This window comes from Streptococcus parasanguinis ATCC 15912 (assembly GCF_000164675.2).
Classification (GTDB): Bacteria; Bacillota; Bacilli; order Lactobacillales; family Streptococcaceae; genus Streptococcus; species Streptococcus parasanguinis.
Genome location: NC_015678.1, coordinates 1,543,339 through 1,558,777 on the forward strand (window position 1 = coordinate 1,543,339; position 15,439 = coordinate 1,558,777).

Annotated in this window: 14 protein-coding genes; 3 read left to right on the forward strand and 11 right to left on the reverse strand. The window is 40.1% G+C overall.

What is annotated here, in order from left to right; translation table 11 throughout:
- Positions 1-47: 47 nt before the first annotated feature.
- Both HMPREF0833_RS07020 and HMPREF0833_RS07025 read right to left on the reverse strand, forming a co-directional pair.
- Entirely contained in the window at positions 48-731 is a 684-nt protein-coding gene (locus HMPREF0833_RS07020) for a DUF4956 domain-containing protein (protein ID WP_013904341.1), read from the reverse strand.
- Complete coding sequence (locus tag HMPREF0833_RS07025; protein WP_013904342.1) at positions 724-1,503, reverse strand: polyphosphate polymerase domain-containing protein; 780 nt, start codon at positions 1,501-1,503, stop codon at positions 724-726. The genes HMPREF0833_RS07020 and HMPREF0833_RS07025 overlap by 8 nt, the downstream gene beginning before the upstream one ends.
- Before the next feature lie 213 nt (positions 1,504-1,716).
- On the opposite strand from HMPREF0833_RS07025, the gene HMPREF0833_RS07030 reads away from it, so the two are divergent.
- Together HMPREF0833_RS07030 and HMPREF0833_RS07035 are read left to right on the forward strand one after the other, a co-directional pair.
- A complete protein-coding gene (locus HMPREF0833_RS07030; protein WP_013904343.1) occupies positions 1,717-2,964 on the forward strand; it encodes a carbohydrate-binding domain-containing protein in 1,248 nt (415 codons plus the stop codon).
- A gap of 89 nt (positions 2,965-3,053) precedes the next feature.
- On the forward strand, positions 3,054-3,719 hold the full coding sequence (locus tag HMPREF0833_RS07035) for a DUF4947 domain-containing protein (protein WP_013904344.1): 666 nt from the start codon (positions 3,054-3,056) through the stop codon (positions 3,717-3,719).
- 233 nt (positions 3,720-3,952) lie between these two features.
- Here HMPREF0833_RS07035 and HMPREF0833_RS07040 read toward each other — a convergent pair whose 3' ends face one another.
- Entirely contained in the window at positions 3,953-6,748 is a 2,796-nt protein-coding gene (locus HMPREF0833_RS07040) for a YhgE/Pip domain-containing protein (protein WP_041818392.1), read from the reverse strand.
- A gap of 133 nt (positions 6,749-6,881) precedes the next feature.
- Between HMPREF0833_RS07040 and HMPREF0833_RS07045 the strand changes: the two genes are divergently transcribed.
- Positions 6,882-7,415, forward strand: coding sequence for a TetR/AcrR family transcriptional regulator (locus HMPREF0833_RS07045; protein WP_003001962.1), 534 nt, complete (start codon positions 6,882-6,884; stop codon positions 7,413-7,415).
- 199 nt (positions 7,416-7,614) lie between these two features.
- On the opposite strand, the gene rpsD is transcribed toward HMPREF0833_RS07045, so the two are convergent.
- The 8 genes from rpsD to HMPREF0833_RS07085 all read right to left on the reverse strand — a co-directional run bounded on the left by rpsD (position 7,615) and on the right by HMPREF0833_RS07085 (position 15,259).
- Positions 7,615-8,226, reverse strand: coding sequence for a 30S ribosomal protein S4 (gene rpsD / locus HMPREF0833_RS07050; protein ID WP_003002210.1), 612 nt, complete (start codon positions 8,224-8,226; stop codon positions 7,615-7,617).
- 205 nt (positions 8,227-8,431) lie between these two features.
- Positions 8,432-9,163: an ABC transporter ATP-binding protein gene (locus HMPREF0833_RS07055; protein WP_013904346.1), complete on the reverse strand. Its 732-nt coding sequence runs from the start codon at positions 9,161-9,163 to the stop codon at positions 8,432-8,434.
- Positions 9,156-10,151, reverse strand: a complete 996-nt coding sequence (locus HMPREF0833_RS07060) for an ABC transporter substrate-binding protein (RefSeq protein ID WP_041818511.1) — start codon at positions 10,149-10,151, stop codon at positions 9,156-9,158. Before HMPREF0833_RS07060 ends, HMPREF0833_RS07055 begins: the two co-directional genes overlap by 8 nt.
- Positions 10,152-10,207: 56 nt before the next feature.
- A complete protein-coding gene (locus tag HMPREF0833_RS07065; RefSeq protein WP_013904348.1) occupies positions 10,208-10,966 on the reverse strand; it encodes an ABC transporter permease in 759 nt (252 codons plus the stop codon).
- 210 nt (positions 10,967-11,176) lie between these two features.
- Positions 11,177-11,449, reverse strand: a complete 273-nt coding sequence (locus HMPREF0833_RS07070; protein ID WP_003009183.1) for a Veg family protein — start codon at positions 11,447-11,449, stop codon at positions 11,177-11,179.
- A gap of 1 nt (position 11,450) precedes the next feature.
- Positions 11,451-12,809 carry a replicative DNA helicase gene (gene dnaB / locus HMPREF0833_RS07075; RefSeq protein WP_013904349.1) on the reverse strand — a complete coding sequence of 453 codons (1,359 nt, stop codon included), beginning with the start codon at positions 12,807-12,809 and terminating at the stop codon, positions 11,451-11,453.
- Between the two features lie 24 nt (positions 12,810-12,833).
- Complete coding sequence (gene rplI, locus HMPREF0833_RS07080; RefSeq protein WP_003002156.1) at positions 12,834-13,286, reverse strand: 50S ribosomal protein L9; 453 nt, start codon at positions 13,284-13,286, stop codon at positions 12,834-12,836.
- On the reverse strand, positions 13,283-15,259 hold the full coding sequence (locus tag HMPREF0833_RS07085; RefSeq protein WP_456301895.1) for a GGDEF domain-containing protein: 1,977 nt from the start codon (positions 15,257-15,259) through the stop codon (positions 13,283-13,285). Before HMPREF0833_RS07085 ends, rplI begins: the two co-directional genes overlap by 4 nt.
- Between the last annotated feature and the right edge of the window lie 180 nt (positions 15,260-15,439).

Genomic DNA, 15,439 nt, shown 5'->3' on the forward strand with positions numbered 1-15,439 from the left:
AAAAAGTTCTTAAAACCTTAAAAAACTATCCTAAAGTAGGATAGCCGTTATAGATTCTTTCTTTTCTTCGCTTTCTTTGTCAGAGCGACATCACAATTTTCAATCTTGCTAATCAATAGATTGGCAAGGGCAAAATCATCGATGTTCGATTTCATATTTACCTCATAGTTCAAGGTCAGTTGTTCTCCAGCTTGGGCCGTTGTGACAGAAATAAAGTCAATTTCTGAACAACTTTGGTCTAACAACTGGCTGATTTGTTCTGCAACAGACTCCTGTTTTGTGACGGTAATGGTCAAATGACGGCGCCGTTGATGGTCTGCCTTACTCTGTTTGCTCTCTAATACCAGCCACACCCCTAGTAAAGAAAGGGTTGATAAAATGGCCAATAAAAGATAGCCCGATCCAGCTGCCAGTCCTATAATCATGGCTAAGAAAATGGCAATCAGCTCTCTCGAACCACTCGTAGCCGAACGAAAACGAATCAAACTAAAGGTCCCTGCCACTGCAATCGAGGTTCCCAAACTTCCATTGACCAAAAAGATGACTAAGGTCATCATACAAGGAAGCAAGGTCAAACTAATGACAAACTCTCGAGTGTAAAGTGTTCGGTATTTATAGGTCCAAGATAAGGCCATCCCTAGAAAGAGGCTGACCAAAAGGGCCAGCAGTAAGCGCAAGGGATCCACCGTTGCTGTGGCATTATTAAAAATAGAATCAAATAGATTAGACATAGGCAGCACCTACCGTTTCTTGAACTGGCCTTGGGGCATAATCCAAACCTTGTGATTTATGATAAGCACAGCTATATTTTGAAAATTTTTGCTTCACCAAACCATACTTCTCTAAAATATCCTTTAGCCATTTAGGTTCTTGGCCAGGAGCCTTAATTTCCATGATCACGAAGTCATCCTCTAGTAGAGGTTCTCCTTTCTTCCCATCAAAAAGGCTAACAGCCTGATCTCGAAAGACTAGGTTTTGATCGATTGTCACGCGAATCTTCTGATAAGGATAAACCTGAATGGATTTCTTTTCTTTGAGAGACAGACGATCATAGTAAATGAACATCCGCGGTTCCAATCGATGACCATAACGTTTGCGCAATCTCTGAATCTCTTGCACTAAGTCTGGATCTTGTATCTGATGATCTACTGTCCCATCTGTCATCAAGTTGATAATGGCTTGCGAAGTAGCAACTAGACGGAATTTATGGCCAATTCCTTCTTCATCTTTTGACTTCACCTCTAGAAACACTGGACTGTCTGCTTGAGGTTTTTCTATATAAGTCCGCATCCGAATTTTTTCACGGCGGTGTTGTTTGGCAAGAGCATCTTGAATGACATCAAAATTTTCCGTATCAAAATAAATGTTTGAAATGGTTGAGGTTGGGTAATCATCTTCTACGACGTATTCTTTTAAGTCTTTGATCAAGTCCTTCGCGTCATCTTTTGCGACGATATATTTTGTTTCGATTCGTTTGAAACTTGTCTCAATTGTTTTTTTCATGTTTCTTCTCCTTTAAGGGGGGCTATTGTTTCTAAACTTCAGTAAGTATGAATACGACTTACGTACTTTCTAGTTTAATGGGACTTTCTTAACTGGTCATTAAGCCAAACTTAAAGAAAACTAAAGTTAAGGTTCCTTTCAGAAAAACTTTAGGAAACTTTCAGCTAGCAACTTTAGACTAGGAGCATATCAATTGAACGAGAGGAAAAGCTCATGAAATCAAACAAATGGAAATTTTTATTAACGGGGGCCGCAACCCTCACCTTACTGACAGCTTGTACCCAGGCATCATCACAATCAGCTACAAAAAGCAATACTGCACAAACAACCGCTACTTCTACTTCAAAAAATAAAACAAACAATTCCAACTATTTTACAGATAAGGACAAGGACAGCTCTTATGATGAAAGCAAAGCCTCTACTGTAAAACTGTCTGGATCTTCTGCAAGTGTATCAGGTGACGGCGTAGCTGTATCTGGATCAACTGTGACCATCTCAAAGGCTGGAACCTATGTCATCTCTGGTGAATCCGATGGGGTTCAAATCAAGGTCGAAGCAGGTGACTCAGATGATGTTCACATCGTCTTGAAAGGCGTTACCATGACCAACACCAACGCGCCAATTTCTGCTACGAAAGCCGGGCATGTCTACCTGACTCTAGCGGATGGCACGACCAATACCTTGTCTGATTCAAGCTCCAACACTGATGAAGATGCCGATGTGGTGATCTTCTCTAAGGGCGACCTCACCATCAATGGTTCAGGTACGCTCAACATTGACGCCAAGAAGAACAACGGGATCAAGGCCAATGACACTCTCCATATCACAGGTGGAACCTATAAGATCACGGCTGTAGGAGATGCCTTCAACGTCAATGACGAACTCAATATCACTGGTACGACCATGACCATCGATGCAAATGAAGATGCAGTCAAGGTGGATAATGATGAAGATACTTCGGTCGGAACCATGTATCTTTCAGATAACAAAATGACCATCACCGCAGGAGACGATGGGATCCATGCTTCTGGTGATCTGATCATCGATAGCGGAACCTATGAGGTAACAGAGTCTGTCGAAGGTCTCGAAGGAAAATCGATCACCATCAACGGTGGAGATATCACCATCTATGCAACCGATGACGGTGTCAATGCAGCCAATGCTAATGCCAACCAAGATGAAATTTTCTTCACCATGAATGGTGGAACACTCAACGTTGAAGTTGGCCAAGGCGATACCGATCCAATTGATTCGAATGGAAATATCACCGTTACCGGAGGAACCATTAAATTAACGGGACAATCTGGATTCGACTTTGATGGTACTGCTACCTACACTGGCGGAGACATCTATATCAACGGTGAAAAACAAACGGAAATTGTCAACTCCATGCCTGGAGGCGGTGGGGCTCCAGGCGGTGGCGGACCTCAAGGCGGTGGAACTGGAGGTGGGCATCCATAATAACAAATAAAGGCAGGATTTCTTCCTGACCTTTTTTTGTTATCCTTTTTATGATAGAATAGAAAATCAATCAGCTTATCGAAAGGAACATGATGAAAAAACAAACACTCCCTCTTTTCTTCACACTCTTGCTGTCTCTTCTTTTTCTCTCAGCCTGTGTGCCGGACCTTAAGATCAATTTTAAAAAAGAACCCACTACTAGCACCTCAAAAAAGAAAACCTTTAAAAAAAGTAGCTCGAGTCGTTCAACTAGTTCAAACAGCTCAAGCGACTCCTCTAGCTCGCCTTCAACCACTACGCAGTCCTCTTCTAACATCGTCACAACCGAAGGACTCCCTAAAAATGCTCAAGAAGCTCCAAAAGATAAGATTTATGCGACAGGGAACCTAAAAGTGACCTACTCTAGAAATGGCGATAATATTTTTGCCCAGACGCCGGATTATGAAGGATATACCACTGCCCTTGTCCAAAAAATACTTGGGAATCCAGAGAAACAAATAACAGACCCTACTTATATTGCCGAATCTTTTGAAAATACCGAATTAGAAAATATTAAAGGACTCTACCACGAGGGGAAAATCACAGGAGAACAAGCTCACGCCTTTTTAATGGGAGCCGTTGATCTCAAACAAGCTTCTAAATTTGGAGTAGACTATACCATTTACACCTATAAAAACAACACCATCCAACTGGTCTTTGAAAACGACCAACTTCTCTATATTACACCAAATCCTGATGTTGTCTTCTTTAAATAATAAGAGAGTGGGACAGAAATCGGTAATTCGTTAGAATTTGATTTCGTCGTCCCACCTCCGCACAGTTGAGTAGGGCTGTAAAAGCTGATGAAATCAGCGTAGTAGAGCCCACTCAACCACTGCGTCTTGCTCGACAATCCAAAAACAATTGAGAGGCTAGGACTTTTGTCCCAGCCTCTTGTTTCACATGAAACAAAAAACTCCCAACACATTCTGTTGGGAGTTCCTGAAGATTAGTCCTCTTCATATTTTTTTGGATTATAGAACCACATTCCTAGTCCTGCAAAAAGGACAATGGTCATCAGAAGGAAGGCCACTTGATTTCCAATTTCTCCTGTCATCGAAATCGTTTGACGAAGACCAGAAACGGTATAACTCATTGGCAAGAATGGATGAATGGCTTGGAAAAAGCCATTTGTCAAAGCAAGAGGATAAGTTCCTGCACTAGAAGCCAATTGCAAGAGCAAGAGGATCAAGGAAAGGAAATCACCGATCTTTCTTTGCCATGTTGTCAAAGCAGTCACGATAGACATGAAGGCCACACTACCAATCACACAAAGGAAGAGAGTAGCCATCTCATGATTAGCTGATAAACCAATCAAGTGAACGGCACCATAGACCAAGACTCCTGCAATCACCGCAATTGTTCCGTTGACCTCAAAGCGAGATTTAAACCATGCCCAGCGACTTTCAGGATGACGACCGGATGGCAATTTTGCAAAGATCATATTGGTTGACAAGGCACAAACAAAGAGTGCTACCGAGATCATATAAGGAGCCATTCCGACACCATTCACCGGGACATTGTCACGGTCTGTTTTAGACAAAGTGACAGGATCTGCTAAGGTTTTAGCGTTTTCTTTTTCAGTTGTAGCCACATTCAATTGTCCCTTAGCATCGTTTAATCCTTGACTCAAGGTTTGGCTTCCTGTTGCTAATTCACCTAAACCATTTGTCAATGTTTGGCCACCTGCTGCTAATTTGCTGGACCCATCCGAGATTTGATTTGCACCGTCGGCTAGTTTATCAGCACCAGTCACCAATTGACCTGATTTTTCTGTCAACTGATTGACACCAGTGACAAGTTTGTTGACACCACCTGCCAACTCTGGAGTTTTGCTGTTCAATTGCCCTACACCGTCAGCTAATTTTCTAGCACCGGCAACCAATTCACCCGACTTACCTGTTAATTGGGTCGCGCCTGAAGCCAGTTGATTCATGCCTGATGTCAAGGCAGGCATCTTCCCATTTAACTCACCTAGACCAGAAGCCAATTGATTGCTTCCTGCAAGTAATTCTGATGATTTACTATCTAGTTGCCCAACACCTGCTGCTAACTGACTAGCCCCATTTGTTAAAGTACTGCTATTCGTCTGAAGTTGGGTTGCTCCATTAGCGATTTTATCGACACCAGCTGTATAAGCGCCGATCCCTTGACTGATGGTTTGACTAGCTGGCAACAATTGTCCACTAACTGCGGATTGGATCTTAGACAAGCCACTTGACAAGTTTGTCAAGGTAGAAGAAGCTGTCGGTAAAACTTGATTGGCTGCCGTTTGCAGTTGTGTCAAGCTATTCCCTGTATTCAAACTACCTTGGATCGTTTGAATCGTTGTCAAGATTCCTTGAGCCGCCGTTTCACTCGAGCTTGGGCTCGATGAGATCGCCGCATTGATCTCCGCTTGTTGGTCAGCTGTCATTGCTTGATAGGCTGCTGTTCCTTGCACACTTGCAAGGGCATTTGCACGATCTGCTTGGGCTGAAGCAAGGATTGATTGAGCTGAATTCGCAATACTCGTCAATCCAGACGAAAGTTGACTGGTATCTACTGAAGCATTTTGAATCGCCGCATTTAATTGGTTTAAACCAGCTGCCAATTGATCAATCTGAGCAGATTGGCTTGTAGAAGCTTGTAGCTGGCTTGATAATGTTTGAATACCTGATTCTAATTGTGAAACCCCATTTCGAAGGGTAGCAGATTGACTACTTAATTGACCCGCTCCCTCGGATAAAGTGGCAACTCCATTTGTATAGGTCACTAAACCATTTGAAAAGTTAGATAGACCCGAATTCAATTGACGCACACCATTGGTATAATTTCCAAGACCATCATTGAGGGTCCCCATACCACTAGTTAACTGACCAACTCCTGAGGCCAACCGAGGGGTTTGACTCGCCATTTGATTGAGACCATTTCCTAATCGATCCACTCCGGTAGCGTAAGCCATCAAGCCTGTATTAAAAGTACCAAACCCATTATTTAATTGATTGACGCCAGATACCAAATTTGGAAGTTGACCAGCCATTTGATTGAGACCATTTCCTAATTGACCAACACCATCTGTATAGGCTGCTAGACCTGTACGAAGAGTAGTAGCACCATCTGAAAATGCTAAGCTTGAACGAGCCAATGTATTCAAATTAGTAGATAGTGTTTGACCACCATCTTCCAATTTACTTGCACCATCTGCTAATTTAGCACTTCCATCTGCCACTGTCCCCATACCAGTTTTAAGCGATCCCATTTTGGAAAATAAAGCTGTTGTATACGTATTGGTCACTTTTTCAGCCACTGACTGCTTCATTTTTGTCATCGCAGTGTCGCTCATTTTCCCTGCGATAAAACTATGACCACTGGACGTTTGGTAATCAATGGTCATCTGTTCCGGATGATTGGTTAAGATGGAGCTAGCTTTTTTTGAAAGATCCTCAGGCAGGGTTACAATCATATAATAATCGCCATTTTTGAGACCATCTTTCGCAGCTTTCTCATCTACAAAATGAAAATCAAGTGAGTCATTGTCCTTCAAATTGGACACCATGTCTTTTCCGATTTCCATTTTTTGTCCATTATATGTAGCAGATTGATCCTTATTGACAACCGCTACAGGAAGATCCGAAACCTGGCCATATGGATCCCACATGGAAGATAGAAAAATAATATTATAAAGAGCTGGAATCAAAGCAACTCCAATCATGACAATGATAAATGTTGGCTTTTTAAGAACAGCCTTCCATTCTTTCATCATATTTTTTGTCTCCTTTTTATACACATTGTCTAAATTTCTGATATAATAGATTATACAGTTTTTAGAAATTTTCACAAGTAGAAAATCTTATTTTTAGACACTGTGTACAATTTTGTGCAAAAAGGATTAACAGATGACTGAGAGCAATAAACGATTAAAAACAAAACGAAATATCGAGGAGGCGATGGTTCGACTACTCGAAAAGGAATCATTCGATCAAATCACAACGGTTGAGTTAGCACAAGAATCCGGCATTAGTCGCTCTAGCTTTTATACCCACTATCGAGACAAGTATGACATGATCGAGCGCTACCAACAAGCACTCTTTCACAAGCTTGAATATATCTTTGACAAACACCAAGATGACAAGCGCCAAGCGATTACAGAAGTGTTCGAATTTCTAACCAAGGAACCACTCTTTGCGGTTCTTCTGACAGAGAATGGAACCAAGGAGATCCAAACCTTCTTACGACATAAATTACAGATTCTTCTGGTTGATAGTCTGCAAGAGCGCTATAGTCATAAATCATTAACAGATATTGAAAGAGTCTACAGTTCTGTCTATCTGACCAATGCCTTCTTCGGAGTCTGTCAAATGTGGGTTTCGCGCGGAAAAAAAGAAAGCCCTCAACAAATGGCTGAATTTTTAATGAAAATGCTACGGTAACAGTCCCTCCTGATCTATCTAGATCAGAAGTTTTTTTATTAGCAGGTTTAGGTTTTTTTAAAAAAAAACTGTCTCATGTAATAAAACAGCTTTAGAGAATTTGTAAGTGAACAAAAAGGGGAGCAAAGCCAGAAATCAACTCTTTAAGACAAAACAAAAAGCCCACTGTTGTAGGCTTTCTGTTAAGTATATCTTAAAATTAAAGCATTTTGTTGTAGAATTCAACGACAAGTGCTTCGTTGATTTCTGGGTTGATTTCATCGCGTTCTGGAAGGCGAGTCAATGAACCTTCAAGTTTATCAGCATCGAATGATACGAATGCTGGACGTCCAACTGTAGCTTCAACAGCTTCAAGGATAGCTGGAACTTTAGCTGATTTTTCGCGAACTGAGATCACTTGACCTGGAGTTACACGGTATGAAGGGATATCAACGCGTTTTCCGTCAACAAGGATGTGACCGTGGTTAACGAATTGACGAGCTTGACGACGAGTAGTCGCAAGTCCAAGACGGTAAACAACGTTATCCAAACGACGTTCCAAAAGAAGCATGAAGTTGAAACCGACAGTTCCTTCTTTAACTTTAGTAGCTTGTACGAACAAGTTACGGAATTGTTTTTCACCAAGTCCGTAAGAGAAACGAAGTTTTTGTTTTTCAGCTAATTGCAAACCGTATTCTGACAATTTTGAACGGTTGTTTGGTCCGTGTTGACCTGGTACGTAGTTACGACGTGCCAATTCTTTACCTGTACCTGTAAGTGACAAGCCAAGACGGCGAGATTGTTTCCAAGATGGTCCTGTATAACGTGACATTTAAAATGTCCTCCTATAAAAATAATTTTTGTAGGAAATAACGTTTTAGACAAACCTGATTCGTTCAGAAAGCCTTCGCCCAAACAGCAAAGGTTACTTTTCTAGCTGACTTCCTGTTGACGAGCTTCATTTTGTCCTGCTGTCATTTCGCACAAATTCTATTCTATCACGGAATAGAAACTTTGTAAAGTCCTTCAAAACAATTTCAATGAAATTCAGACAATAATTCTATAATTCGTTTTTTATATTGCAATTGTTGCCAGTCCCTATCCGTTGCTGGATCCCATTTTAAAGGAAGATCTGCAATAATTTCACCGGGATTATGATTCAAGATATAGATCCGGTCACTCAATGTCAAAGCTTCTTCGATACTATGAGTGATCACTAGAGTGGTGAGGCCAAGACGTTCCTTACTTTCTAGATACCAGTGATAAAGATCCTGCCTTGTCAATTCATCTAAGGCACTAAAAGCTTCATCTAATAGGAAGACAGCATGACCCAGAAGATAGGTTCTCAATAGCGCCACCCGTTGCCGCATCCCCCCACTCAGCGCATTGGGATAAAGGTTAGCGATACTTCCCAATTTAAATTCATCTAACAATTTTAGAGCTGTAAATGTCGCCTCTTCCTTAGGAATCTTTTTTAATTGAAGGGGAAGAATAATATTTCCCAATACCGTCTTGTGTTCTAACAAAAGATCCTTTTGTAGCATATAGCTGACTTTCCCAAAGGAGATAGGGGCATTATCTACTTCTATAGCGCCCTTTTGTAAGGGAAGGATCCCAGCAATTAAATTAAACAAGGTTGATTTTCCTACCCCACTCGGACCTAGAATAGAGACGATTTCTCCTTTTTGCACTTCTAGTGATACATTATTTAAAACTGCTTTATCTCCAAAAGAGAAACTTACATCTTTTACGGTTAAAATATCAGTCACCTACCAATTCGTTTGTAAAACCTTTGTCTTCTAAGTCATTTGAAACCAATCCTTGCTCTTTTGCCCAAGCATAAAAAGCATTCCAACGTTTGGAGTCAAACTGCCCCCATTTATCCTTGTCTGAAGCATATTGACTGGAAAGATATTTTTGAGAAGCTAAAACAAAATCACGCTGATTAGCTAAGGCAGGGGCCTGTTTGATCAAGATATCCGCTGCTTCTTCTGGATGCTCTATAGCATATTGGTAGCCTTTTTTTACCGCTTGAATGAATTTTTTTGCTTCCTCTTTATGAGACTTCAAATAGTCATTGTTAGCAATAATAACAGGCGAATAGTAGTCAAATGCAGGAACAAAATCTTTCATATAGAAGAAATTGGTCTTCATTCCCTTTTGCTCAGCCAAAATTCCATCCCAACCGTGATAAATCCAAGCAGCATCAAAGACCTTATTTTCAATCGGAGTAATGGAATTTGAATCACTATTTGGAACCAATTTTACTTGATTAAAATCAGCCCCTTCTTTTTTCATCATCGATTTGATCATTTCCAACTCAATCGGATCATTCCAGGTACCATACTTCTTACCAACCAAATCTTTTGGACTTGTGATCGCTGCATCTTTTCTTGAAATAATCCCTGACGTATTGTGTTCGACAATAGCTGCAACAGCGGTAATACCCGCACCTTTATCCAATTTCTTGGCCATAGAATCTTGGAAATAAATTCCAAATGGAGCTTTCCCATTGATAATCAAATCAGAACTACTGTCTTCCGGAGGAAGTTTTATATCTACATCCAGTCCTGCATCTTTAAAGTACCCTTTTTTCTTAGCTACATAGAGACCCGTATGATTGGTATTCGGGGTCCAATCTAGAATAAAATCAATCTTTTTCAAATCGCTTGACGATTGCTTTACAGAATTTTGACAAGCACTCAAGAAAACAAATCCCAATATTATTGAGAAAAATAAACCTATTGACTTTTTCATCATTCATACCTCTTTTACATTTTTGTCAATTTTATTTTACAAGCTTTACAAGTTTGTCAACCCTTTCTCCATTTTAGAATGGGTTTTTCTAATTGGTCAACGAGAAACATACCGAGCAAACTAATAGCAGAAATCAATACAATGATCGCAAACATCGTATCATACTGAAATAACTTCTTCGATTGAATCATATAGACCCCCAATCCATCAAAACCTCCTAACCATTCTGAAACGACTGTACTGATAAAAGCATAGGAAACGCTCACACGTAAACCTGCAAAAAAATAAGGAAGCGCTGCAGGAATTTTATAATGGACTAAGGTCTGAAAGCGATTGGCTTGCATAATCTGAAACAATCTCAGAATATCTTGATCGCAATGCCGAAAACCATCTAACAGACTGACTACGATGGGAAATACCACCGTAATAATGATCAAAACCAGTTTTGGAAGCATACCATAACCAAACCAAAGAACCAGGATAGGGGCCAAGGCAATCGTCGGAATGGTTTGAATAACAACCATAAAAGGATAGACCAGATCATTCACCCATTGAAAACTATCCATGAGAATCGCAAAGCCAGCAGCAAGAAGAACCCCTATAACAAGTCCGATCAAGGCCACTTGAAGGGTAGACAAACTGTGATGAATCAAAAGAGCTCTATCTCGTACAAAGGCATTCCCAATTTCAAGTGGCGTTGGTAATACAAATTTGGGGAGGATATTTAAAAATCCTGCTAACTGCCATAAGACAAGAAGACTGCTAAAACCTGCAAATCCTATCAATTGTTTTGAATATCTTTTTACAAGAGACATCGTAACCTCCTTTCTAACAAATAAAAAACGCCTCCAAAATAGGAGACGGATTGCACAAGGTCACTCATAACGAAAAATACATTTCATTTGTTTCCTACGCTGGCATTACCCAGATCAGGTGCGGTCGAAGCTTACACTTCCTCTCAGACTGTACACAGACTCCCATATGTATTTATTATAATAACTGATTTAGACGATAAAAGCAAGGAATTAATCCAAATAACGAATTAAATTCTTCTCTGTTAAAATATCTGAATAGGTGTAAGACTCCACGTAGGTATTAGCTGGTTCACCTGGTAAGCTATTGTCGTTCGTATACTCGATAATAAATAAAGAAGGATAGACCTCAATCAAGCGTCCAAATTTATTTTTTTGACGTTTCCGTCCATTTTCAAGTGTCATTTCAACCACTTGTCCTTCATGAGCCTTGATCTCTTCTTTAATTTTTTTCATTTTTGCAACATCTGTAAATGCATCACTCATCTTATTGATCCTCTCTCTTTGAAATACTTGAGAATTTATTGTATTCCTTTTGGAATATTAATTCGACTGTCCCACGCGCACCAGAACGGTTTTTCTCGATAATCACTTCAACCGTATTATTGGGCATTCCATCTTCTTCCTCTTCACCAGCTCGATCATAATAATCATCACGGTACAAGAAAGCAACAATATCCGCATCCTGCTCAATCGATCCAGATTCACGAATATCAGAAAGAACAGGACGTTTATCTTGGCGCTGTTCCACGCCACGTGACAGCTGACTCAAAGCAATAACCGGAACTTTTAGTTCCTTTGCCAAAATCTTTAACTGACGAGAAATTTCTGAAACTTCCTGTTGACGGTTTTCTCTTCCAGTCCCTGTAATCAGCTGCAGGTAGTCAATCAGAATAAGACCGAGATTCCCTGTTTCCTGCGCTAATTTTCTTGCTCTCGAACGAATCTCAGTGATCCGAATTCCTGGGGTATCATCGATGTAAATACTCGCATTGGCTAAATTTCCTTGAGCAATGGCATATTTCCGCCATTCTTCATCCGTCAATTGACCTGTACGAATCGAATGGGATTCAATCAAGCCTTCAGCTGCTAACATCCGGTCAACCAAACTTTCAGCTCCCATTTCTAATGAGAAAATAGCAACTGTCTTATCCAACTTTGTCCCGATATTTTGAGCAATATTTAGAGCAAAGGCTGTTTTACCTACTGCAGGACGAGCTGCTAAAATAATCAACTCTTCCTCATGTAGCCCCGTCGTCATATGGTCCAAATCTCGATAGCCTGTCGCAATACCCGTGATATCAGAGGTTTGAAGCGAGCGGGCTTCTAAGCTACCAAAGTTTATATTCAAGATGTCCCGAATATTTTTAAACCCACTACGATTTGCGTTTTCACTAACATCAATCAGAGCTTTTTCAGCACCCGCGATGATTTCATCTGAAGTACTTGCTCCATCATAGGCTTGATTAATACTTTCCGTCAATCGAGAGATCAACCGACGTAGAACAGCTTTTTCGGCTACAATCTTCGCGTAGTACTCTGCATTGGCTGAAGTTGGTACTGAATTAATGACTTCTACCAAATAGGAGAGACCACCAATATTTTGGAGATCTCCTTGACTATCTAAAATATTTCGAACAGTCGTTGCATCAATCGCATCCCCACGGTCAGCTAGATCGATCATGGCCTTAAAAATTAAGCGATGTGAATACTTAAAGAAATCCCCAGGCTCAATATATTCACGAACAAAGACCAATTTCCCCTCATCAATAAAGATGGCCCCCAGCACTGATTGCTCCGCCTGGATATCCTGAGGTTGTGTTCTTAATTCCTCTATCTCAGCCATAAAAAACCTTTCTATCGATCGTGTTTACCCTTCGTTTACACGAATATTAATCACACCTGTAACATCTTGATAAATTTTAACAGGAACATCAATCAAACCTGTTGAACGAATTGGAGAGGAAACTTGAATATGACGTTTATCAATTTTAATACCAAATTGTTTCTCAAGCTCTTCTGCAATCTTTTTATTGGTAATAGAGCCAAAAGTACGACCATCTGGTCCAATTTTTTCGGTAAATTGAACAACCGTAGCTTCTTCTTCCAATTTCGCTTTAATCTTTTGCGCTTCTGCTAACAATTCAGCGTGGGCTTTTTCTTCTGACTTTTGCTTTCCACGAAGTTCACCGATTGCTTGGGCATTGGCTTCTTTCGCAAGATTTTTCTTGATCAAAAAGTTTTGTGCATAACCAGTAGGCACTTCTTTAATTTCGCCTTTTTTACCTTTACCTTTTACATCCGCTAAGAAAATAACTTTCATTCTACATTCTCCTTTTCAATAATTACTTCGTTTTCAATAGTCTCAATCAGTTGTTGACGAATACTCATCAAATCTTGACCCTCAATTTGAGAGGCTGCCGAATTAAAATGACCTCCTCCACCAAGTTGTTCCATGATACGCTGTACATTGACTTTGCTTCGACTTCGTGCAGAAATCGAGATGGTCCCACTTTGGTTGCAAGCAATGACAAAGGTTGCTTCCACTTCAGACATGGCCAACATACTATCAGCTGCCTTACTAATAGTTACTGAATCATAGGCTTTAGTCGTGTTGGCACAAGCTACGATGATATGTGGCAAAATCTTTTCACCTGTTAAGATCAGCTCGTTCACTTCGCGGTACTCGTCAAACTGAATTGCAGAAATCTCTTGAATGGCTACGCTATCACTCCCTCTCGAGCGAAGATAGCTTGCCACATCAAAGGTCCGACTCGTAACACGTGCAGAGAAGTTCTTAGTATCCAGCATGATCCCAGCCATCAAGACACTTGCTTGAATTTTCGTTAACCGATTTTTCTTCGATTTCTGGAACTGAATGAGTTCACTAACCAATTCACTCGCACTACTTGCACCACTCTCGATATAAGTGATCAGAACATTTTCAGGAAAATCATCATCACGACGGTGATGGTCAATAACTATAATCTGTTGAAATTCCTTATAGAATTCTTTAGATAGGGTCAATGCTGTTTTAGCATGGTCCACCATAATCAGCAAGGAGCGATCCGTTACCATTTGCAAAGCTTCCTCTACAGTAAGGAGTTTTGTAACCTGCTCATCCTCTAGTTTTGCAATCGCTCTTGAAATATCACTAGCCATTGCATGCGGGTCATAGACCACATAAGAGGAAGCCAAAATATTGCTTGAGAAAAACTGCATTCCCACAGACGCTCCTAAAGCATCCATATCCAAGTTTCTATGTCCAACAATGAAGACTTGATCAACGGATTTAATCTTATCCGAAATAGCTGTCATCATAGCGCGTGTGCGAGTCCGAGTCCGCTTCACAGCCGAAGCTGTTCCCCCGCCAAAGAAAATAGGGTTTTTCTGTTCATCATTTTTCTTGACAACTGCTTGATCCCCACCACGAACTTCCGCAAGGTTTAGGTTCAAGAGAGCCACTTTACCAATCTCATCATGCTCGCCGTCACCGTAAGAGAATCCCATACTTAAGGTAATAGGTAGCTCACGCTTTTTAGCTTCTTCACGGAATTGATCGATGACTGAAAATTTTGATTCCATCAACTGTTCTAAGACCGTATAGTCTGTAAACAAATAGAAACGATCCATCCCCACACGTCTGTAAAACATATGGTAATGAGCTGTAAACTCTTCTACAAAGTTGGCAATAAAACTATTGATATTGCTAATATCAGAGTCTGAAATGACATCCTCTAGATCATCATAGTTATCAACAGAAATAATACCGATAACGGGACGAGTTGTCACCAATCCCACAGTTGCTTCATACTCACTGGAAACATCAAAAAAGTAAACAACACTAGACGTCTGATCAAAGTAAACGGAATATTTCTTATCGGCTACAGTGACAAAATGACCTTTATCCTCAAACAGAGTGTTGAGTAACTTTTTCAATGATTCAACATCAAAGTCCCCATCATCTGTTGAAAAAATCAATTCAGCATAAGGGTTGAACCACTCTACTTCATTTGATTCTTCATTAATTTTGATAACTCCAACAGGCATTTTATCAAGGAGGGATGCTAATCCGCTTTCTGCCTGATGGTTAACATATTGTATTTGTTCTAATTCATCTAACTCTGAAATTTGTAACTGGTATTCAAATAAAGCAATCAATCCAGCTAAGACTAAAAAAATTGCAATGAGAGTTACATAGCCTTTGCCAAAGATTCTTAAAAAAATTGCTAAAATTGCAAATGAAATAAAACCAATTAACACATAATGGATGAACGATAAACGAAATTTTTTCATCATAAACCTCTTCTCGGAATTATACCATAAATAGAGGTAAAAAGCGAGGTTTCTCTCTATATTACAGAGAAGATTGACCCGTAAAAAGCTCTCTCTATGCTTCACTACTTTGTAAACATCGTTTACAGATGTGTAAATAGCAACAAAAGATTTCAATCCATAAAATTGAGGCTGAAACAT

Coding starts and splice junctions, on each gene's coding strand:
- dnaB (WP_013904349.1), bottom strand. CDS start 12,809: ATGGCTGAGATAGAGGAATTAAGAACACAACCTCAGGATATCCAGGCG.
- HMPREF0833_RS07085 (WP_456301895.1), bottom strand. CDS start 15,259: ATGAAAAAATTTCGTTTATCGTTCATCCATTATGTGTTAATTGGTTTT.
- HMPREF0833_RS07040 (WP_041818392.1), bottom strand. CDS start 6,748: ATGATGAAAGAATGGAAGGCTGTTCTTAAAAAGCCAACATTTATCATT.
- HMPREF0833_RS07030 (WP_013904343.1), top strand. CDS start 1,717: ATGAAATCAAACAAATGGAAATTTTTATTAACGGGGGCCGCAACCCTC.
- HMPREF0833_RS07020 (WP_013904341.1), bottom strand. CDS start 731: ATGTCTAATCTATTTGATTCTATTTTTAATAATGCCACAGCAACGGTG.
- HMPREF0833_RS07070 (WP_003009183.1), bottom strand. CDS start 11,449: ATGAGTGATGCATTTACAGATGTTGCAAAAATGAAAAAAATTAAAGAA.
- HMPREF0833_RS07025 (WP_013904342.1), bottom strand. CDS start 1,503: ATGAAAAAAACAATTGAGACAAGTTTCAAACGAATCGAAACAAAATAT.
- HMPREF0833_RS07065 (WP_013904348.1), bottom strand. CDS start 10,966: ATGTCTCTTGTAAAAAGATATTCAAAACAATTGATAGGATTTGCAGGT.
- rpsD (WP_003002210.1), bottom strand. CDS start 8,226: ATGTCACGTTATACAGGACCATCTTGGAAACAATCTCGCCGTCTTGGC.
- HMPREF0833_RS07045 (WP_003001962.1), top strand. CDS start 6,882: ATGACTGAGAGCAATAAACGATTAAAAACAAAACGAAATATCGAGGAG.
- HMPREF0833_RS07060 (WP_041818511.1), bottom strand. CDS start 10,151: ATGAAAAAGTCAATAGGTTTATTTTTCTCAATAATATTGGGATTTGTT.
- HMPREF0833_RS07035 (WP_013904344.1), top strand. CDS start 3,054: ATGATGAAAAAACAAACACTCCCTCTTTTCTTCACACTCTTGCTGTCT.
- rplI (WP_003002156.1), bottom strand. CDS start 13,286: ATGAAAGTTATTTTCTTAGCGGATGTAAAAGGTAAAGGTAAAAAAGGC.